The following is an 18,396-nucleotide window of genomic DNA, read 5'->3' on the forward strand; positions in this document are numbered from 1 at the left end:
TGGATAAACAACAACTTGTGTCAGGAGGGAGTGTTTAGCCGGCGCAAGAAAACGGTGCGGAAGACGCTGACTTTTCGTCCTGCGACTGGGCTTCCAGGGCGATAAAAGGCGGGGGCGCCGGCAGATGAAGGTAGTGCAAGCGCTTCAGTTCACGCCGCCCGAGGGCCACGGAATCGAGAATAAAGCCGCAGGCGAGGCTGAGAAACGCCAGGATCATCAGGGCGCAGACCAGGACCGCCGTCGGCAGCCGTGGCACGAGGCCGGTTTCCAGGTAGGTGATCAGCAACGGGAAGGCCAAAATCACCGAGGAGAGAGCAAGGACGGCACCGGCGGCCGCAAAGAAGGGCAGGGGACGTTCTGCCTTGGTCAGCTTCAGGATGGTCAGCAGGATGCGGAAGCCGTCCTTGAAGGTGCTGAGCTTGCTGAGGGAGCCTTCCGGGCGTTCCTTGTATGCGGTCTTCACCTCGCCGACCGGCATGCGGAGTTCCAGTGCATGGACCGTCAGCTCGGTTTCGATCTCGAAACCCTGAGCCAGGGCGGGAAAGGACTTCACGAAGCGCCGCGAGAACACGCGGTAGCCGGAAAGGATGTCGTCAAAGCGCTTGCCGAAGAGCGTGCTGACCATCGTGGTAAACAAACGATTACCGAACTGGTGGCCGCGCCGGTAGGCTTCGGTGCTGGTATTGCTGCGCGCCGCGTTGATCATGTCCAGCTGATCGTGGCACAGGGTCTCGATCAGGCGCGGCGCGGCGGTGGCATCGTAGGTATCGTCACCGTCGGCCAGGACGTAGATGTCCGCCTCGATGTCCGCGAACATGCGGCGCACCACGTTGCCCTTGCCACGCAGGGACTCGCGGACGACCCGGGCGCCGGCGGCGGCCGCCACCTCGCCGGTGCGGTCGCTCGAGGCGTTGTCGTAGACGTAGATCGTGGCCTGGGGCAGCGCCTGGCGGAAGTCGCGGACCACCTGGGCGATCGCGGCTTCCTCGTTGTAGCAGGGCAGCAGCACGGCAATACGCGGCGCCTCCGGCTGCAAGGCCGCGGCGAGGGTCGCCTGCTGATCGTGAACAGGGTTGCGTGACATCCCGGCATACCTGCGTGGCGCCGCGGCGGCTCCTGCCGCCGCCTTGTGGCTTCGCGAAGCACTGTCACAGACGCGGCTCAAGAATTCCCTAACGCTGTTGCCTTCGCCGGCAGGCCCGGATCAGCGCAGCACCCGGTAGAGGCGCGCCTGGTCCCGCAGACCGTCGGGCAGCGCCACGGGCGCGAGCCATTCCGGCGGGGTCCCGCGGTCGAGCTGCAGATAGAGGTTTTCCCCGCTGCCGGCCGGCGCGTAGAAGGCCCGCTCCGCCGAGGTGCGGCAGAGCAGCACCAGGTCGACGTGGCGCTGCTCGATCACCGCGCGGGCAGCCGCCGCGTCGGCGGTGGCAAGCGCCTGGTAGCCGTCCAGGATGCCCTCGGCATTGCGGTGATAGGGTGTACCGACGACGCGGTGGTGGGTTCGGTACAGCAGCTCCGGCCCGATGTCCATGAAGGTCAGCACGGTCTGCGGCGCCGCCGCCCAGCGGGGATCGCTTTCCAGGTAGGCGGCCATCTGGCGTACGTCGCAGCCTGGGGCGCTGGGGGTCGCCGGGGCGCCGGCGCCGGCCGGCCGGATCATCAAGGTGCCGCCGACCAGCAGCGGGCCGATCAGCAGCAGGCCGATGAAGCTGCCCCGCAGCAGGCCGCGCAGCAGGTCGTTGCCGATGCGCCCGCTCCATTGCAGGAAGCGGTCCAGCACCACCGCGAAGCCGAGCACGAAGGCGATCTCCGAGTAGCCGGAAAAGCGCATATGCTTCATTGCCGCCAGGGTGAACAGCAGGCAGGCGAGGGTGACGAAGACCAGGGCGAAGAAGCGGCTGGTCCCGCGCGCCGCCACCAGGACTTTCAGGAGGGGCAGGATGATGAGGAGCACGCCGCCCAGATAGAAGACGAAGCGGCCGAGATTGTGCCGGTCGGTCGGCAGCAGCGGCAGCATCTCCAGCACCCGATCCATCCACAGCGGCGCCAGGCGCGGATCCACCTCCGCCATCGGCCCGCTGAAGAACAGTGGAAAGACAACCGTGGTCAGCAGGGCGACGACGCCTGTGCCGATGACCGAGAGGGCGGCGCGGCCGATGAAGCGCGAGGCGGCGCCGCCGCGGGACTCGTAGGTCTCCACCGCGCGCCAGAACAGCAGCAGGCTGACGGCCAGGAAGTACTGCACGCTGGAAACCCGGTCATAGGCGGGATCCAGAAGGTTGTCGAAAGGACGTTCGGCGAAAAGCGCGGCCAGGAGTACGCCGCTCAGGCCCAGGGCGTACCACTTGCTCTGCGCGGCCCGCTCGCGCTCGCCGAACAGCCAGCCCAGCCCCAGGACGATCTGGCAGAGCGCGACGGCCAGCAGCAGCTCGACGGAGAGCCAGATGCCGAAACCGCTGGCCACGCCGGCAAGCAAGGCCGGACGGGCGTCCAGGGGATTGCGGAGCGCGCGGATCATGAAGCCGGCGATCAACACGAAGACAAGCAGCAGCAGGCTGTGGTGATCGGCGCGGCCGAGGATTGAATAGGCAAGCGCGCCGGGCTGCAGCAGCAGCGCCAGGGCAGGCAGGAACCAGACCGTCGGGCGGATCAGCGGGCGCAGGGCCCAAATCAGCAGCAGGACGCTTGCCAGGTGCAGCAGCGGGGTCACCGCGAGGCCGGCGACGTAGAGGGCCTGCTCGGGCCCGACGACGAGGCTGGTGGGCAGCGCCACCATGAGGATCAACACGTCGAAGGGCCGGGTCCAGTGCAGGACGTCGCCGTAGGGCGCGTTGGCGCGCGCGATCATGCCGTCGAACCACTGGCCGTGCTGCATCAGTTCGGCCACGCGGACCATGCGCATGTAGCTGTCGGGATCGAGAAAGTCGCCCTGGAGGAGCGGCGCTTCGCGGAAAGTGGCGACGCCGGCCTGGATCAGACACCAGAGGGTGATGATCGCCAGCAGGGACAGCAGCTGTCCGGGCCTGACGTGACTTTCAGAGTACACGGACCAAACTCCGAGGATTTCCGCGGCGAGAGCGGCAATCTTGGGAGGAAAGCTCTAATGAAGGATTAAGTCGTTCTATCTGAAAGCGCGCAGAGCCGGTTGGTCAGCCAGATGATGAAGACCGCCAGCAGCGCGCCGACCGGCAGGTCGATCAGGTAGTGCCAGCGTGACACCACGGACTCGATCACGACCCAGAAGCAGATCAGCAGGAAGAAGGGGATCAGCAGAGAGCGCGCCCGGATCATGAACCAGCTCATCACCAGGGCGTGGGTCATGTGCAGCGAGGGCATTGCCGCCAGGCCGCCGGTAAAGTAGCTCGGTCCCGCCTCGGCGATCCAGGACATGCCCTCGCGCATCACCTGCTCGTGTGCCCACAGCATGCCGGCCTGGGCCTCGGTGGCGCGTGCGTTGAGGCCCTGCTCGTAGAGGAAGGGGCCGAGGGCGGGCGCGACGAGATAAGAGAGGGCGCCAAGGCAGATGGTCAGCAGCACCCCGACGCAGAAGCGCGAATAGACGGGATTGCGCGTGACCGCCAGGCTGCAGAAGCCACAGATGAACATCAGCAGGAAGGCGGCCTGGTACCAGGCGTCGGTATTGGGCACCGCCGTGAAGTAGCTGCTGCGGATCCAGTTGAACAGCTCGATGACCGGATAGAAGGCCCGATCGACCGCCATGTAGCTGGCGTCGTAGAGGTTCGGGTTGATGAGCTGCACCCAGGTCTTGAGGCTGAAATGGAAGTAGGTGGCCAGCAGGAAGAGCCCCATGAGGGTGATGTCCGTGCCGACCATCTGGAAAATTCGCCCCAGGCCCTCGCCACGCCGGAAGATCAAGGCGCGGCCCAGGCGCAGGGTCACGTAGAGAATGACCGCGACCACGACCGGCAACACGGCACTGTAGCCCAGGGCCAGGCTGATCCGCTCGCGCGGGTAGGAAAGGGGGGCGCCGTAGACGAAGGCGATGGCGAGAACGGTAAGGCAGAACAGGCCGACGACAATGATGGCGACGCCCAGACTTTCCGGCAGGGCGAGCAGGCGGCGCAGCGCTCCGCCCGCCGCCGGAAACCCGGCGAATCCGGGGGCCTGCCAAGCGGCATCCAAGCGCTCGACCCGCGCCGACCTTTCCATCGCTCCGCCTTCCGACCGTGTTGATTGGCCGTCATCATCGCGGAGAAGGCTTTAGCCAGCGTTAACAGCTAAATGCATTGAGAATGCAGTATTTTTCGGAAATAGCAGGGCTGCGGTTCTGACCCAGCCGATCAGATGTGAAAGGACTCGCCGCAGCCACAGCGGCCCTTTTCGTTGGGGTTGTTGAAGACGAAGCCGCTGTGGAACTTGTCCTCGACGTAGTCCATCTCGCTGCCCAGCAGGAACATGACGGCGGTGGGGTCGATGAAGATCTTCACGCCCTTATCCTCGACCACGTCTTCCAGCTTGCGCTGTTCCTTGGCGTACTCGACCACGTAGCTCATGCCCGAGCAGCCCTTGGTGTCGACGCCGACGCGCAGGCCGAGCACCGGTTCGTCGCTCTTGGCGATGAGATGCTTCACGCGATCCGCGGCCGCGTCGGTCAGAGTGATCAGGTTCGCGATAGCCATTGGTCTTACCTGCTTCCTACCCATGAAATATAAGGATTCCCTTCCGGCGACGAAAGGGGGGGCACAATATGTTGATTTTCCTAGAACATTCCCAAAGCCAGCTTGGCGTCCTCGGACATCCGTTCCGGCGTCCAGGGCGGATCCCAGGTCAGGGTCACCTGCACCTCGCCGACGCCCTCAGTCGCGGCCACTGCGTCGGCAACCTGCTGCGGCATCTCGCCGGCGACGGGGCAGGCCGGGGCGGTCAGGGTCATCTCGATGGCGACGGAGCCATCCTGATGGATGTCCAGGGTGTAGATCAGTCCCAGGTCGTAGATGTTCACCGGAATCTCAGGATCGTGGACCTCGCGGATCGCGTCCTCGACCGTTGCCTTTCCGGCGACCGGCATGCCGGGCTGCAGGGGCGCGCCGGCGCGGGCCGTGAGCCCCTCGGGTGCGGCGCCGAGGCCGAAGGTGTCCATGCCTAGCGGGTGATCGCTCATCGTCTCAGTTCCTGCTCTATTCCGTCGTCGCCTGGCCTTCGCCGTCCAGGGCCGCCGTCATGGCGTGCCAGGCGAGGGTGGCGCATTTGACCCGCACCGGAAACGCGCGCACGCCGGAGAGCACCTGCAGGCGCTCCAGGGCTTCGCGGTCCTCGGCATAGGCCTGGTCCAGGGTGAAGCCGTCCTCCGTGCAGAGGCGGTGAAAGTCGTCGAAGAGGCGCCGCGCCTCGGCCTCGGTCTTGCCGCGCAGCACCTCGGTCATCATCGAGGCCGAGGCCATGGAGATTGCGCAGCCCTTGCCCTCGAAAGCCACGTCGGCGATGCGGCCGTCCTCGTCTTCGACCAGGTAGATGGTGACCTGGTCGCCGCACAGCGGGTTGTAGCCGCGCGCCTGGCGGTTCGCGCCCTCGGGATGGCGCAGGTTCCGCGGGTGCTTGCCGTGATCGAGGATCACTTCCTGATAGAGGTCGCGCAGCAGGTCGTCCATTGGGTTTACCCGAAGAGCTCCTTCACTTTTTCCAGCGCCCGCACCAGAACGTCGATGTCGTCGGTCGTGTTGTAGAGGCCCATGGAGGCCCGCGCCGTGGCCGGCACGCAGAAGCGCTCCATCAGCGGCTGGGCGCAGTGGTGGCCGACGCGGATGGCGACGCCTTCGCGGTCGACGATGGTGCCGATGTCGTGCGGGTGGATGCCGTCCAGGGTGAAGGAGACGATGGCCGCCTTCTCCTTGGCCCGGCCGTAGATGGTCAGTCCTTCGACCGCGCTCAGGCGCTCGGTGGCGTAGGCGAGGAGGCCGGCCTCGTGGGCCGAGATGGCCTCCATGCCGATGCCGTTCACGTAGTCGATGGCCGCGCCCAGACCGATGGCCTCGACGATGGGCGGCGTGCCCGCCTCGAAGCGGTGCGGCGGGTCGGCGTAGGTGGTCTCGGCGAAACTCACCGAGCGGATCATGTCGCCGCCGCCCAGGAAGGGCGGCATCTCCTTCAGCAGCTCCGCCTTGGCGTAGAGCGCGCCGATCGCCGTGGGGCCGTAGAGCTTGTGACCGGTGAAGGCATAGAAGTCGGCGTCCAGGTCGCGCACGTCGACCTTGCTGTGGACCACGGCCTGGGCGCCGTCGACCAGCACCAGCGCGCCGGCCTTGTGGGCCAGGCGGATGATCTCCTTCATCGGCGTGACCGTGCCCAGCACGTTGGAGGTGTGGGTGATGGCCACCAGCCGGGTCCTCGGCCCCAGCATGCTCTCGTAGGCATCCAGGCGGAAGGAGCCGTCGTCGGCAATCGGAACGACTTTCAGGTTAATTCCGACGCGGTCGCGCAGCAACTGCCAGGGCACGATGTTGGCGTGGTGCTCCATCTCCGAGATGATCACCTCGTCACCGGCCGAAAGGCTGTTGCCGAAGCTGTGGGCCACCAGGTTGATGGCCTCGGTGACGTTGCGGGTGAAGACGATTTCCTGGTCGGAGGCGGCGTTCAGCAGACCTGCGACCTTCGTACGTACGCTTTCATAGCGATCGGTGAGATGCTGGCTGAAATAGTAGGCGCCCCGGTGTACGTTGGCGTAGCAGGTACGGTAGACCTCGTCCATGGCCTCCAGGACTGCCTTGGGTTTCTGGGCCGAAGCGCCACTGTCCAGGTAGGTCAGCGGCTTGCCGTGTACGCTCTGCTGGAGCACCGGGAAGTCAGCACGTACGCGCTCCACATCGAAGGCCTGAACGGAGTTGTCACCGGCCGTGGGCGTACGCATGGTTTCGACGCTGGCCATGTCTAGAGATCTCCCCGGCGGTCGGCCAGCCAGTGGCCGATGGACGACATCAGCGCCGGGCAGAGGCCCTGGGCGGCGATGTTATGGACGCTTTCGGCCAGGAAGGCCTCGATCAGCATGGCCCGGGCCGCCTTTTCCGGGATGCCGCGGGACCTGAGGTAGAACAGGGCGTTGTGGTCCAGGTCGCCGGCGGTCGCGCCGTGGCTGCAGACCACGTCGTCGGCGTAGATCTCCAGTTCCGGCTTGGCGTCGATCTCCGCCTGGTCGGAGAGCAGCAGCACCTTGGAGAGCTGGTGGCCGTTGGTGTGCTGGGCGTCGCGGTGGACGGTGATCTTGCCCTGGAAGACGGCGCGGGCCTTGTCGTCGATGACCCCCTTGAAGATCTCGCTGCAGGCGGTGTTGGGCACCAGGTGGTCGATCCTGGTGGTGTTGTCCACGTGCTGCTCGCCGCGCACCAGGTAGGCGCCGTTCAGGTGGCAGTTGGCTTCCTCGCCGGCCAGGCGCACGGCGATCTCGTTGCGCGACAGGCGCGCGCCCGTGGTCATGCCGAAGGCGTCGTAGAGCGCGCCGGCGGCGACCTCGGCATGGACCGTGGCGGTGTGGAAGGCGTTCAGGGCATCGGCCTGCAGCTTGTAGTGATGCAGCACCGCACCCTCTGCCAGGGTCACCTCGGTGCCGCTGTTGGCGTAGTAGGGCTGCTCACCCATATGCGTGTGATGCTCGATCAGGGTCGCCTGGCTGCCGGGCTCCAGCACCACCAGGTTGCGGGGATGATAGGCCAGGGGGCCTTCGCCGGCGCCGCCCAGGTGCACCACCTCGATGGGATCGTGCAGCACCGTGCCCTTGGCGAGGCGCAGCACGAAGCCGTTCATCATCATGGCGGTGTTGAGCGCCAGCAGCGCCTGGCTGTCGTCTTGCGCCTGGGCGCCCAGGTGCGCTTCCAGCCAGGCCGGATCCTTGGCCAGCATCTCCCGCAGGCTGGTCAGTTCCGCGCCCTCGGGCAGCGGGCCGACGGTCGAGAGGTCGGCACGGTGGTGGCCGTCGACGAAGACCAGGCGATGGTGGTCGGAGGCCGAAGGCAAGAGGCTGGGCGCGCGGTCGATGGAGATGCAGGCGCGCGGCGCGCCGTCGGCGCCGAAGCCCGCCTTCTCGATGGGACGCAGGCTGGTGTACTTCCAGCTCTCCTGGCGCGGCGTCGGCAGGCCCGCCTCGGCGAAGCGCGCAAAGGCGTCTGCGCGCAGGCGGCTCAGCCAGGGCAGGTCCTGGCCGGGCAGGGCGTCGCGCAGGGCGCCGTAATGTTCGGTGAAGGTCTCGGTGCTCATCGCAATCCCTAGGCCGCCGCGGTCTCGGTGAAGGCGGCGTAGCCGCTCTTCTCCAGCTCCAGCGCCAGCTCCTTGCCGCCGCTCTTCTGGATGCGGCCGTGCGCCAGCACGTGCACGTGGTCCGGCACGATGTAATCCAGCAGGCGCTGATAGTGGGTGATGACCAGCAGGGCGTTGTCGGGCCGGCGCAGCAGGTTCACCGAGTCCGCCACGGTCTTCATCGCGTCGATGTCGAGCCCGGAGTCCGTCTCGTCGAGGATCGCTAGGCTGGGCTCCAGAATCGCCATCTGCAGCGCCTCGTTGCGCTTCTTCTCGCCACCGGAGAAGCCGACGTTGACGGCGCGCTTCAGCATGTCGTCGCTCATGTGCAGCATCTTGGTCTTCTCGCGCACCAGCTTGACGAACTGCATGGCGTCCAGTTCGTCCTCGCCGCGGGCGCGGCGCACCGAGTTCAGCGCCTCTTTCAGGAAGGTGGTATTGGGCACGCCGGGGATCTCCACCGGGTACTGGAAGGCCAGGAAGACGCCGGCGCCGGCGCGCTGCTCCGGTTCCATGTCCAGCAGGTTCCGTCCCTTGAACAGGACTTCGCCCTCGGTGGCCTCGTAGCCTTCGCGGCCGGTCAGCACGTAGGAGAGGGTGGACTTGCCAGAGCCGTTGGGCCCCATGATGGCGTGAATCTCCCCGGCGTTGACCGACAGGTCGATGCCCTTGAGGATTTCCTTACCGTCAACGGTGGCGTGCAGGTTCTTGATCTCAAGCATCTTCGCTTTGATCCTTGTTACGCTTGTTGTCTCTTGTCAGCCGACGCTGCCTTCCAGGGAGATGCCGACCAGCTTCTGGGCCTCCACGGCGAACTCCATGGGCAGCTGCTGCAGCACCTCTCGGCAGAAGCCGTTGACCACCAGGGCCACGGCGTCTTCCTGCGACATGCCGCGCTGACGGCAGTAGAACAGCTGGTCCTCGCTGATGCGCGAGGTCGTCGCCTCGTGCTCGACGATGGCCCGGCGGTTCTTGCTCTCGATGTAGGGCACCGTGTGGGCGCCGCACTTGTCGCCGACCAGCAGGGAGTCGCACTGGGTGAAGTTGCGCGCGCCCTCGGCCTTGGCGCCGATGCGCACCAGCCCGCGGTAGGTCGAGTCCGACTTCCCGGCGGAGATGCCCTTGGCGATGATGCGCGAGCGCGTGTTCTTGCCGATGTGGATCATCTTGGTGCCGGTGTCGGCCTGCTGGTGATTGTTGGTGATGGCGATGGAGTAGAACTCGCCCACCGAGTTGTCGCCCTGCAGGATGCAGCTCGGGTACTTCCAGGTGATGGCCGAGCCGGTCTCGACCTGGGTCCAGGAAATCTTGGAGTTGCGGCCGCGGCAGGCGCCGCGCTTAGTGACGAAGTTGTAGATGCCGCCCTTGCCGTCCTCGTCGCCCGGGTACCAGTTCTGCACCGTGGAGTACTTGATCTCGGCGTCGTCGAGCGCGATCAGCTCCACCACCGCGGCGTGGAGCTGGTTCTCGTCGCGCTGCGGGGCGGTGCAGCCCTCCAGGTAGGAGACGTAGGAACCTTCGTCGGCGATGATCAGCGTGCGCTCGAACTGGCCGGTGTTCTGGGCGTTGATGCGGAAATAGGTCGACAGCTCCATGGGGCAGCGCACGCCCTTGGGGATGTAAACGAAGGAGCCGTCGGTGAAGACCGCCGAGTTCAGGCAGGCGTGCTTGTTGTCGCCGTAGGGGACCACCGAGCCCAGGTACTTCCGCACCAGCTCCGGATGGTTCTTCACCGCCTCGGAGATCGGGCAGAAGATGACGCCGACCTCTTCCAGGTTCTTCTTGAAGGTGGTGGCCACCGAGACGCTGTCGAAGACCGCGTCCACCGCCACGCCGGCCAGCAGCTTCTGCTCGCTCAAGGGAATGCCGAGCTTCTCGTAAGTCTCCAGCAGCTTGGGGTCGACCTCGTCCAGGCTCTTGGGGCCGTCGCCCGGCTGCTTGGGGGCGGAGTAGTAGTAGGAGTCCTGATAGTCGATCGGCGGAAACTGCACCTTCGACCAAGTCGGCTCCGCCATGGTCAGCCAGTGGCGGTAGGCCTTGAGGCGCCATTCCAGCAGCCATTCCGGCTCTTCCTTCTTGGCCGAAATGAAGCGGACGATGTCCTCGCTCAGCCCCTTGGGCGCGGTCTCGGCCTCGATGTCGGTGACAAAGCCGTACTTGTACTTATCGAGGGCTCTGACCTGTTCGACAGTCTCAAATGTGGCTGCCATCTAATCACTCTCCTGCGTAAGCAAATGCTTGTGCCGCATTCTTTGACTACTGCTCGGTGGCCGGGGTCGGCACGGCGGTCTTTTCGGCGACGTCCGCCGCAAGACCACCGGACGGCACCCCGAAGGTGGGCGGAAAGACCATCATGTCGGCCAGCTTGACCGACGACAGCGCCTCGCGGATCGCGCCGTTGACCCTGTTCCAGTTGCCGCACATCGGACAGAAGGATTCCGCATCGCAGGAATCCGCCGCTCCTTCAACGCAGGCGGTCAGGGCGATGGGCCCTTCCATGGCCTGGATGATCTGGGCCACGGTGATTTCATCCGGCCCGGCGCTCAAGGTGTAGCCGCCACTGGCGCCGCGCTGGGAGGTCACGAGCTTGGCCCGTCCCAGCAGGTTCAGCAGCTTCGATACCGTCGGCAGCGGCACTCCGGTGTCCTCGGAGATCTGCTGCGCCGAGCGGGTTTCGCCGCCGCGCAGAGCCATCTGGGACATCACCACCACGGCGTAGTCGGTCAGCCGGTTCAAGCGGAACATGCCGCCCCCTTAATCCATACCAATCTAGTATGGTTTCTAAATATAAGATATTCCGGCAGATTCAAGTGATAACCGTTCGCAATCGTCGGAATTCCGGCAGCCGATCGCAGTGATCCGGGCAGGCCGGAAAAGGAAAGGGGGAGGCATCGGGTGCCTCCCCCTGATATTGCCGGGCAAGGCCCGGGATTATCGCGCTGAGGTAGAACTCAGGGCTCGCTGCTGTTCTGGCAGTTGCCGGGATAGGAGGTGCCGGTGGCCTCGCTCTCGCAGCCGCCGGTGGCCTCGTATTCCGGATGGTTGTCGCAGGGACCTTCATAGGAAGTCTGCGAGGCGCCGTCGTGGCATCCATTGCTCGCGTTCGCCCCGCCACGGGGCGCGGGGGCGGTCTTCTGGAGGGGGCCCGTCGGCTGCACGGGGCCGCTGGGGCGCGGCTGCAGCTTCAACTGCTGGGCGGCAAGCTGCTCATACTGGGAGCCGTTCTTGACAGGCGCGGCGCCCGCAGAGAGGGAAGGTCCCACCAGGACGATAAGCGCCACGGCCAGGGCATGGGCGCTCGTCTTGGCGATTTTCGAAGTCGTCGGCATTGGAGTCACCTCGTGAGAATAAGTGGGAACCGGGTCGGGACCGACAGGGAGCGCGTGTGTCCCCATCGGCTTCGACACCTCTGGGTCGCGTCATGGGGCTGTGGGGTTCATTTGCGGGCGGAATCAGGGTCCGTGAGGACCGCAATCCCGCCGTGCGGCGCTTTGACGCCAGTACCAATTGACGAGGCCGGAGGGCTTGCTTTTGCGCCGTCGCCTCCCATAGTTTTGATCCGCCCGGACGGGAGATCCGGGGGCTTGCGAAGCAAGGCGGATAATCAAACTTGGAGAGTGACATGCGCGTCAGGAGTGCCCTTTCGATCATTACCTTTACCCTCATTGCAGCGCTTGCCGGTCCGGCCTTCGCCGAGGGCGACGCGGCCAAGGGCGAGAAGGTCTTCAGGAAGTGCAAAGCCTGTCACGCCGTCGAGGAAGGCAAGAACAAGGTGGGTCCCTCGCTCTTCAACATCGTCGGGCGCACCCCCGGCACGGTTGAGGATTTCCGCTATTCCAAGGCGATGGAGGCCTTCGGGGCCGACGGCCACGTCTGGGACGAGGAGACCCTGGCCAGCTTCCTGGAGAAGCCGAAGGACCTGGTCGACGACACCAAGATGGCCTTCGTCGGCTTGAAGAAGCCGGAAGACCGGGCTGACGTGATTGCCTACCTGAAGCAGTTCAGCGAATAGGCATAGGCGGCCTCAGCGACCGCCGATCAATTGCCGGAAGCCAGGCCTGGGCCTGGCTTCTTGCGTTTCCGGGCCATTTCCCCCAGCCGGACCGCTTGGGCTCAACCTCAATTTGTGCTTATAGTCTTACCAACTAACGTTGGTGGGGGAGTCCTTGCGCAGCCTCTGGCCTGTCCTCCTGCTTTGTCTCGTCCTGGCCTTTCCGGCGCCCCAGGCGGCCCAGGGACAGGCCGCCGACGTGCCGGCCGCGGGCGGGTCCGAGGCGTTGCAGGAGCTGCGCGCCTCCGGTCAGCCTCTTTCCGAGGCGGCGGTCCGCGACCTCGTCGCCCGGCTGGACGACGCCGAGGTGCGGCAACTTCTTCTCGAACGGCTGGATGCCAGCGCCCAGCAGGCCAGGCCCGCGGCGGAGCCGGATATGGCCGCCATGATGCTCGGATGGCGCGACCTCGCCGAGGCCTTTCGCGCCAATCTGGGTGCCGTGCTTTCGGCGGTGCCCGAAATCCCGGCGGGCATCGCGGAGGCTTACCGGACACTGCGCGAACAGGGCTCCGGCATCGCGCTCTACTGGCTGGTGCTCGGCTTCGCCCTGATGATGCTGGCGGGCCTAGCGGTGGAGATCGTGGTGCGCCGCTTCCTGCGCCGGGTCTGGCTGCAGGCCGTCAGCCCCGATCCGGACGCGCGCCTCGCCTTGATCGGCGGCCTGCTGATCCGCCTGGTGCTGGAGATCATCTTCCTTGTCGCCTTCGTGGCGGGCGCGCTGGCGCTGTTCTTCGCGCTCTGGCAGGGCAACGAGCTGACGCGCAACGTGGTGATGACCTACCTGACGGTGGTGATCGCGGTGCGCTTCTTCGCCGTCTTCTCCCAGGTGCTCCTGGCGCCCGGCCATCCGGTCCTGCGCCTTTTGCAGATACCGGATGATGGCGCCCGCTACCTGCACCGCCAGAACATCGTGATGGCGGCCATCTCCGCCTTCGGTTTTCTGACCTGCACCCTGCTGCGGCAGCTGGGGATGTCCGTTGACGCATACCGCGCACTGGCCTTCGCCGTCGGCCTCATTCTCTTCGGCACCCTTGTCTACACGATCCTGCGCGCCCGGAAGTGGATCACCGGTGATCTGGCCTGGGACCGGGAAGCCAACGGACGTTGGCGCGGGCTCTTCGCCGAGATCTGGCCGAGCGTCGCCGCGGGCTACGTGGTGCTGCTCTACGTCGTCATCGTCCTGGTCGCCTTCACCGGCCACCCGGTTTCCTATCTCGCCGTCTTCGGCAGCCTGCTGACTGTTCTCTTCGTGCCGCACATCGATGCGATCCTGCTGCGCGGCGCCCTGCGCCTGGAAGAAGAAAAAGCGGTTGTCGAGAATGCCGGGGGACAGGTCCGCATCGTCGGGCTGCGGGCCGCCCGTCTCGCCCTCTACCTTTTCTCGGTGCTGTTCCTGCTGCGCATCTGGGGCCTGGATTTCCTGAGCCTGGCCCAGGCCAGTGTCGGCTCGCGCATCGCCGGGGCCCTGGTCGATATCGGCCTGACCGCCCTGGTGGCCTATGTGCTGTGGGAAATGGCGCGCATCGCCATCGATCGCCGGTTGGCGGCCGAGGGCGGCGGAGGCGAGGGCGCCGCGGAGCCGGGCGAGCAGGGCGGGCAGGGCGTCTCGCGCATCCGCACCCTTCTGCCGCTGATGCGTGTCACCATCCAGATCACCATCGTGGTCATGGCGGTGATGCTGGTGCTCTCGTCCCTCGGCGTGGACATCGGGCCGCTGCTGGCCGGCGCCGGCGTGGTCGGCCTGGCCGTCGGCTTCGGGGCACAGACCCTGGTGCGCGACATCGTCTCCGGCGTGTTCTTCCTGGTCGACGACGCCTTCCGGCTGGGCGAGTACATCGACGTCGGCAGCGTCAAGGGCACGGTCGAGAAGATTTCCCTGCGCTCCCTGCGCCTGCGCCATCATCGGGGCGCTCTGCACACCATACCGTTTGGCGAGATCCAGCATCTGACCAACTACAGCCGCGACTGGGCCATCATGAAGCTGGAGTTCCGGGTGCCTTTCGATACCGACCTCGAAAAGGTTCGCAAGATCTTCAAGCGGATCGGCCAGGACCTGTTGAAGGACGAGGAGATGGGCCCCGATTTCCTAGAACCGTTCAAGTCGCAGGGCGTCCTGCAGACCGACGACAGTGCCTTCGTCCTGCGTGGCAAGTTCATGGCCAAGCCGGGCAAGCAGTTCCTCATCCGCCGGGCGGTGTTCCAGGAGGTGCAGAAGGCCTTCGCCGAAGAGGGCATCCGCTTCGCCGACCGCCGCGTCACGGTCAACGTGCCCGGCGCCGAGCAGATGGAGCCGGAGGAGCGCGCGGCGGCGGAGAAGGCGGCAGCTTCCGCCGTGGCGGCGGCTGAGGCGCAGGCCGCGAAGTCCTGAGATTTTCGCGGCGCGGCGTGGCCAAGAGGCTCGACAGAATCGTTGCGGTCTTCTAACACTCGCGGCACCCCAAGAACCCGATCGTCACCCGACAGAACCAAGGAAAAGGCAGGGACATGCAGGCAGATGTCACCCCAGAGGTCACCGTAGTCGACCACCCTCTGGTGCAGCACAAGCTCACCATCATGCGCGAGAAGGACACGGCCCTGCCGGAGTTCCGGCGCCTGCTGAGGGAAATCAGCCTGCTGCTGGCCTACGAGGTGACCCGGCACCTGGAATTGAAGCAGGTCGAGATCGAGACGCCGGTCTCGAAGACCGTATCGCCTCTGCTGGCCCGGCCGGAACCCTGCCTGATCACCATTCTGCGCGCCGGCAACGGCCTGCTGGACGGGATGCTTGACCTCATCCCCTCGGCCTCGGTCGGCCATGTCGGCCTCTATCGCGATCCCCAGACCCTGGAGCCGGTGGAATACTACTACAAGGTGCCCAAGGACATGGGCGAGCGCCTGACCATCGTGGTCGACCCCATGCTGGCCACCGGCCACACGGCCGTCGCCGCCCTCGACATGCTGAAGAAGGACGGCGCCAAGGACATCAGCTTCGTCTGCCTGGTGGCGGCGCCGGAGGGAATCGGCGAACTGCGCGGCGCGCATCCCGATGTGCCGATCTTCACCGCCGCGGTGGACGAGAAGCTCAACGAGAAGGGCTATATCGTCCCCGGACTGGGGGATGCCGGCGACCGCATCTTCGGCACGAAATAAAGCCGCTCAGGCCGCTTCCGAAGCCGGCCGACCCAGCCGGCCGGCCGCCAGGGCGCAGCCCGAGGCGGCAAGCGCCACCGCGGCCATCCCCAGGAAGGCGAAGCCGGGGGCGGCCTCGTAGAGGCGGCCCGCCAGCAGCATGGCCCCGCCCATGGCCAGGCCCCCGGAAAGCGCCGAATAGAAGCTCTGCATGGAGGCGGAGAGCGCCGCGGGCGTCGTCCGGGTGATGTAGTGCATGGCCGCCAGATGGGTCACGGCGAAGGTGGCCGCGTGCAAGGTCTGGACCGCCGCCAGCAGAGCGAGGTCGGTGGTGGCCGCCGTGACCGCCCAGCGCAGGCCGCCGAGCAGGCCGGCGGCGATCAGCAGGGCCGCCGGCGAGAACCGCCGGGTCAGGCGGCCGCTCACGGCAAAGAACAGGATTTCGATCACCACTCCCTCGGTCCACAGCAGGGCGATGGTGGTCTCGCCGATGCCGCTGGCGCGCCAGTGCAGGCTGGAAAAGCCGTAATAGGCCGCGTGGCTGGCCTGGATCAGCGCCGCGGCGAGCAGGAAGACCAGCAGTCCGGGACGGCGCAGCAGGCTGAGCAGGCGCCGCAGCGAGCGGTCGTCTTCGGCGGGTTCGGTGGCCGCGCCGCTGTGCAGGCGGCCGGGCAGCGCCACGGCGGCGGCGAAGGTCAGGACCAGGGCCGCGAGGATCAGCCACAGGACCCAGTCGGCGGAAAAGGCACCGAGCAGGCGCCCGGCGGCGAGGCTGCCGGCGATGAAGGCGAGGCTGCCCCACAGGCGGATGCGCCCGTAGTCGAGGGAATAGCGGTAGACCGCCGCCATGGTCTGGCTCTCCCCCAAGGGCACCAGCAGCGGAAAGCTGGCGGCCACGACGACCTGGACCGCGAGGATCCAGGCGAAGCCCGTCGCCGGGACGAAGGCGGCAAAGGCCAACAGGCTGATTCCGGCCAGCAGCACGATCGTGCCCTTGCCCCAGCCGGCCCGGTCGGAGAGGTGGGCCAGCGCCGGGGTGGCGGCGACCTTCACCCAGGCGGCGAGCGCCAGCAGCAGGCCGATCTGACCGGCGCTCAGCCCCCGCGATTCCAGCCACAGCGGCCAGAACGGCAGGTAGCAGCCAACGGTCAGGAAGACGGCCCCGTAGTAGAGGGCGAAGCGGAGGGAGAGCGCCTGGGGAGACATGAACCTGGGTGGGGGACTCCGGCAAACGGGATCACGAAGAGGTCCTGTCAGCAGCTATCGCCTCGCCGGGCGTCGCGCAAGCCGAAAGCGCCTTTGGCAGGAGCTTGGCGGGACAGGTCCCGAGATCACAATCGTTTGATGGGCGATAAACGAGCGGCGTCCTATATCTCATGAAATTCAAAGCCGTAGAGCTAATCGTCACTTCAAGGGGGGGACGGTCGTCGAGGAAGGAGATTTCTCATGACAGTCCCGAAGTTGGTCCGGCGCGCCTGCCTGGCGGCCGCATTGCTGGCGATTGGCGCCGGCGCCCAGCCTGCAGCGGCCCAAACCGCAACCGGCAGCCAGGCTGCGGTTGGGGCGGAAGGGCCGGCCCAGCGTTTCAGCGGGCCGGCGGAACGGCCGCGGCGGCACTTCCGTGTCAGTGATCCCGTGGAGCTTTCCGCCGAGGAGGCCGAGGAGATCTATCTCGGCCTGCGGCGTGAGCTGGCGCGCGGCTACGCCGCGAGCGGCGACGCCGCCGCCGGGGCCTATCAGGGCTGGACCCGGTTCAACACGGCGCCCTACGGCTCCATGACCCACGGACGGCGCTACGTGAACAACTACGCCAACGAGATTGCCCGGGCCTATGGCGCTCCCGAGCAGGCCGGCCGCTTTCCGGTGGGCTCGGTCATCGCCAAGGACAGCTTCGTCGTGACCGACACCGGGGATATCCGGCCCGGGCCGCTGTTCGTCATGGAGAAGATGCCGCCCGGCTTCAACTATGTCAGCGGCGACTGGCGCTACAGCGTGGTCACCGCCGCGGGCGAGTTGGCCGGGCGCACGGCGGGGGCCGGGGCCGAGCGGGTCGAGTTCTGCATTGCCTGCCACCTGGCCCGCGAAGCACAGGACCACCTGTTTTTCGTGCCGGAGGCTTTCCGCAGTGCCCCGTGAGAGTCCCTTGGGAAAAGGGGGCAAAAAGTGGTGTGGGAGAGCGGCGGCGTTGCACGCGCCGCCGGGCCTGCGCCAAGATGGGCCATGCAGTTCGGACTGATTCCATACCGGCCCGGCATCGGGGGCTACCTGGCCGAGTTCCATCCCGGCCCGCCTGCGGGTTGCGCCTGGTCCGAGGACTCGGTCTACATGGACGGGGACGTCTTCGAGGCCCTGGTCTTCCTGGTCGGCGCCTTCTCCGTGAAGCAGCGCATCACCGTTGTCGAGGGCGACGCCCTGGGCCGGCTGGGCGACGACCTGCAGGATGCGGCGCGCCGGGTCTCCCACGCCGACAGCCCCAAGGCGATCTGGCCCTACAGCGCCGGCTACGGCTATACGCAGTTCAACTCGGTGCAGGACTGGCCGGCCGAGCGCCAAGCCTTCACCGCGATGCTGCGCGATCTCGGCGCCTGGGTGGAGGCCAGGGCCGCCGACGGCAAGCCGGTCACCATCCGCAGCGTTTGAGGGTGCTGGCGCCCCTACCCTTAGGAAAACGCCTTGAAGGCGATGAGGGTGAAGGTGTCCTTGATGCCGGACAGGGTCTGGATCTTCTCGTTGACGAAGTGGCCGATGTCGGCGCCGTCTTTCAGGTAGCATTTCACCAGCAGATCGTACTGGCCCGAGGTGGAATGCACCTCCGAGACCTGCTCGACGTCCTGCACCAGTTCGTCGGCCACGGAGTAGGCCTTGCCGAGGTCGCACTTGATCATGATGAAGATGGTCTGCATGGCACCTAGCCGTGTTCGTCCCGTTGAGGGGAGGCGAATCCCCGGCCGCCATCATAACCGCTGTTGGCCAGAGACCAAGAGACCCTTTGG

19 protein-coding genes are annotated in these 18,396 nt (G+C 66.4%); 5 read left to right on the forward strand and 14 right to left on the reverse strand.

Annotation, left to right across the window (positions count from 1 at the left end; all coding sequences use genetic code 11):
* Positions 1-34: 34 nt before the first annotated feature.
* From H7X47_RS19890 to H7X47_RS19945, 12 genes are all read right to left on the reverse strand, one after another.
* A complete protein-coding gene (locus H7X47_RS19890) occupies positions 35-1,084 on the reverse strand; it encodes a glycosyltransferase family 2 protein (RefSeq protein WP_193370499.1) in 1,050 nt (349 codons plus the stop codon).
* A gap of 120 nt (positions 1,085-1,204) precedes the next feature.
* The gene (locus H7X47_RS19895) at positions 1,205-3,046 is read right to left on the reverse strand and encodes a hypothetical protein (RefSeq protein ID WP_193370500.1); all 1,842 of its coding nucleotides are present in this window, start codon (positions 3,044-3,046) and stop codon (positions 1,205-1,207) included.
* A 65-nt stretch (positions 3,047-3,111) separates the two neighbouring features.
* Entirely contained in the window at positions 3,112-4,170 is a 1,059-nt protein-coding gene (locus tag H7X47_RS19900) for a phosphatase PAP2 family protein (protein WP_193370501.1), read from the reverse strand.
* A 131-nt stretch (positions 4,171-4,301) separates the two neighbouring features.
* On the reverse strand, positions 4,302-4,640 hold the full coding sequence (locus H7X47_RS19905) for a HesB/IscA family protein (protein ID WP_193370502.1): 339 nt from the start codon (positions 4,638-4,640) through the stop codon (positions 4,302-4,304).
* A gap of 80 nt (positions 4,641-4,720) precedes the next feature.
* A complete protein-coding gene (locus H7X47_RS19910; protein ID WP_193370503.1) occupies positions 4,721-5,122 on the reverse strand; it encodes an SUF system Fe-S cluster assembly protein in 402 nt (133 codons plus the stop codon).
* 16 nt (positions 5,123-5,138) lie between these two features.
* Positions 5,139-5,609: a Fe-S cluster assembly sulfur transfer protein SufU gene (gene sufU / locus H7X47_RS19915; protein ID WP_193370504.1), complete on the reverse strand. Its 471-nt coding sequence runs from the start codon at positions 5,607-5,609 to the stop codon at positions 5,139-5,141.
* Between the two features lie 5 nt (positions 5,610-5,614).
* Positions 5,615-6,883 (reverse strand): aminotransferase class V-fold PLP-dependent enzyme, encoded by a 1,269-nt coding sequence (locus H7X47_RS19920; RefSeq protein WP_193370505.1) that lies wholly within the window; start codon positions 6,881-6,883, stop codon positions 5,615-5,617.
* 2 nt (positions 6,884-6,885) lie between these two features.
* Positions 6,886-8,205: a Fe-S cluster assembly protein SufD gene (gene sufD, locus H7X47_RS19925; protein WP_193370506.1), complete on the reverse strand. Its 1,320-nt coding sequence runs from the start codon at positions 8,203-8,205 to the stop codon at positions 6,886-6,888.
* 8 nt (positions 8,206-8,213) lie between these two features.
* Positions 8,214-8,966 carry a Fe-S cluster assembly ATPase SufC gene (gene sufC / locus H7X47_RS19930; RefSeq protein WP_193370507.1) on the reverse strand — a complete coding sequence of 251 codons (753 nt, stop codon included), beginning with the start codon at positions 8,964-8,966 and terminating at the stop codon, positions 8,214-8,216.
* 36 nt (positions 8,967-9,002) lie between these two features.
* Positions 9,003-10,454, reverse strand: a complete 1,452-nt coding sequence (gene sufB, locus H7X47_RS19935) for a Fe-S cluster assembly protein SufB (protein ID WP_193370508.1) — start codon at positions 10,452-10,454, stop codon at positions 9,003-9,005.
* A gap of 46 nt (positions 10,455-10,500) precedes the next feature.
* Positions 10,501-10,989 carry an SUF system Fe-S cluster assembly regulator gene (locus H7X47_RS19940; protein WP_193370509.1) on the reverse strand — a complete coding sequence of 163 codons (489 nt, stop codon included), beginning with the start codon at positions 10,987-10,989 and terminating at the stop codon, positions 10,501-10,503.
* Between the two features lie 206 nt (positions 10,990-11,195).
* Positions 11,196-11,573 (reverse strand): hypothetical protein, encoded by a 378-nt coding sequence (locus H7X47_RS19945; RefSeq protein WP_193370510.1) that lies wholly within the window; start codon positions 11,571-11,573, stop codon positions 11,196-11,198.
* Between the two features lie 293 nt (positions 11,574-11,866).
* On the opposite strand from H7X47_RS19945, the gene H7X47_RS19950 reads away from it, so the two are divergent.
* From H7X47_RS19950 to upp, 3 genes are all read left to right on the forward strand, one after another.
* Entirely contained in the window at positions 11,867-12,256 is a 390-nt protein-coding gene (locus tag H7X47_RS19950) for a c-type cytochrome (RefSeq protein WP_193370511.1), read from the forward strand.
* 154 nt (positions 12,257-12,410) lie between these two features.
* Positions 12,411-14,663, forward strand: a complete 2,253-nt coding sequence (locus H7X47_RS19955; RefSeq protein ID WP_193370512.1) for a mechanosensitive ion channel family protein — start codon at positions 12,411-12,413, stop codon at positions 14,661-14,663.
* Positions 14,664-14,779: 116 nt separating this feature from the next.
* The gene (gene upp, locus H7X47_RS19960) at positions 14,780-15,424 is read left to right on the forward strand and encodes a uracil phosphoribosyltransferase (protein ID WP_193370513.1); all 645 of its coding nucleotides are present in this window, start codon (positions 14,780-14,782) and stop codon (positions 15,422-15,424) included.
* A 6-nt stretch (positions 15,425-15,430) separates the two neighbouring features.
* On the opposite strand, the gene H7X47_RS19965 is transcribed toward upp, so the two are convergent.
* The gene (locus H7X47_RS19965; RefSeq protein ID WP_193370514.1) at positions 15,431-16,609 is read right to left on the reverse strand and encodes a 3-phenylpropionate MFS transporter; all 1,179 of its coding nucleotides are present in this window, start codon (positions 16,607-16,609) and stop codon (positions 15,431-15,433) included.
* Between the two features lie 240 nt (positions 16,610-16,849).
* On the opposite strand from H7X47_RS19965, the gene H7X47_RS19970 reads away from it, so the two are divergent.
* Complete coding sequence (locus tag H7X47_RS19970) at positions 16,850-17,539, forward strand: cytochrome P460 family protein (RefSeq protein ID WP_193370515.1); 690 nt, start codon at positions 16,850-16,852, stop codon at positions 17,537-17,539.
* A gap of 84 nt (positions 17,540-17,623) precedes the next feature.
* The gene (locus tag H7X47_RS19975; RefSeq protein WP_193370516.1) at positions 17,624-18,043 is read left to right on the forward strand and encodes a hypothetical protein; all 420 of its coding nucleotides are present in this window, start codon (positions 17,624-17,626) and stop codon (positions 18,041-18,043) included.
* Between the two features lie 20 nt (positions 18,044-18,063).
* On the opposite strand, the gene H7X47_RS19980 is transcribed toward H7X47_RS19975, so the two are convergent.
* Positions 18,064-18,306 (reverse strand): Lrp/AsnC ligand binding domain-containing protein, encoded by a 243-nt coding sequence (locus H7X47_RS19980; protein WP_193370517.1) that lies wholly within the window; start codon positions 18,304-18,306, stop codon positions 18,064-18,066.
* Between the last annotated feature and the right edge of the window lie 90 nt (positions 18,307-18,396).

Source organism: Pelagibius marinus (genome assembly GCF_014925385.1).
GTDB classification, from domain to species: Bacteria; Pseudomonadota; Alphaproteobacteria; order Kiloniellales; family Kiloniellaceae; genus Pelagibius; species Pelagibius marinus.

Coding starts and splice junctions, on each gene's coding strand:
- H7X47_RS19890 (WP_193370499.1), bottom strand. CDS start 1,084: ATGTCACGCAACCCTGTTCACGATCAGCAGGCGACCCTCGCCGCGGCC.
- H7X47_RS19900 (WP_193370501.1), bottom strand. CDS start 4,170: ATGGAAAGGTCGGCGCGGGTCGAGCGCTTGGATGCCGCTTGGCAGGCC.
- H7X47_RS19905 (WP_193370502.1), bottom strand. CDS start 4,640: ATGGCTATCGCGAACCTGATCACTCTGACCGACGCGGCCGCGGATCGC.
- H7X47_RS19910 (WP_193370503.1), bottom strand. CDS start 5,122: ATGAGCGATCACCCGCTAGGCATGGACACCTTCGGCCTCGGCGCCGCA.
- sufU (WP_193370504.1), bottom strand. CDS start 5,609: ATGGACGACCTGCTGCGCGACCTCTATCAGGAAGTGATCCTCGATCAC.
- H7X47_RS19920 (WP_193370505.1), bottom strand. CDS start 6,883: ATGGCCAGCGTCGAAACCATGCGTACGCCCACGGCCGGTGACAACTCC.
- sufD (WP_193370506.1), bottom strand. CDS start 8,205: ATGAGCACCGAGACCTTCACCGAACATTACGGCGCCCTGCGCGACGCC.
- sufC (WP_193370507.1), bottom strand. CDS start 8,966: ATGCTTGAGATCAAGAACCTGCACGCCACCGTTGACGGTAAGGAAATC.
- sufB (WP_193370508.1), bottom strand. CDS start 10,454: ATGGCAGCCACATTTGAGACTGTCGAACAGGTCAGAGCCCTCGATAAG.
- H7X47_RS19940 (WP_193370509.1), bottom strand. CDS start 10,989: ATGTTCCGCTTGAACCGGCTGACCGACTACGCCGTGGTGGTGATGTCC.
- H7X47_RS19945 (WP_193370510.1), bottom strand. CDS start 11,573: ATGCCGACGACTTCGAAAATCGCCAAGACGAGCGCCCATGCCCTGGCC.
- H7X47_RS19950 (WP_193370511.1), top strand. CDS start 11,867: ATGCGCGTCAGGAGTGCCCTTTCGATCATTACCTTTACCCTCATTGCA.
- upp (WP_193370513.1), top strand. CDS start 14,780: ATGCAGGCAGATGTCACCCCAGAGGTCACCGTAGTCGACCACCCTCTG.
- H7X47_RS19965 (WP_193370514.1), bottom strand. CDS start 16,609: ATGTCTCCCCAGGCGCTCTCCCTCCGCTTCGCCCTCTACTACGGGGCC.
- H7X47_RS19970 (WP_193370515.1), top strand. CDS start 16,850: ATGACAGTCCCGAAGTTGGTCCGGCGCGCCTGCCTGGCGGCCGCATTG.
- H7X47_RS19975 (WP_193370516.1), top strand. CDS start 17,624: ATGCAGTTCGGACTGATTCCATACCGGCCCGGCATCGGGGGCTACCTG.
- H7X47_RS19980 (WP_193370517.1), bottom strand. CDS start 18,306: ATGCAGACCATCTTCATCATGATCAAGTGCGACCTCGGCAAGGCCTAC.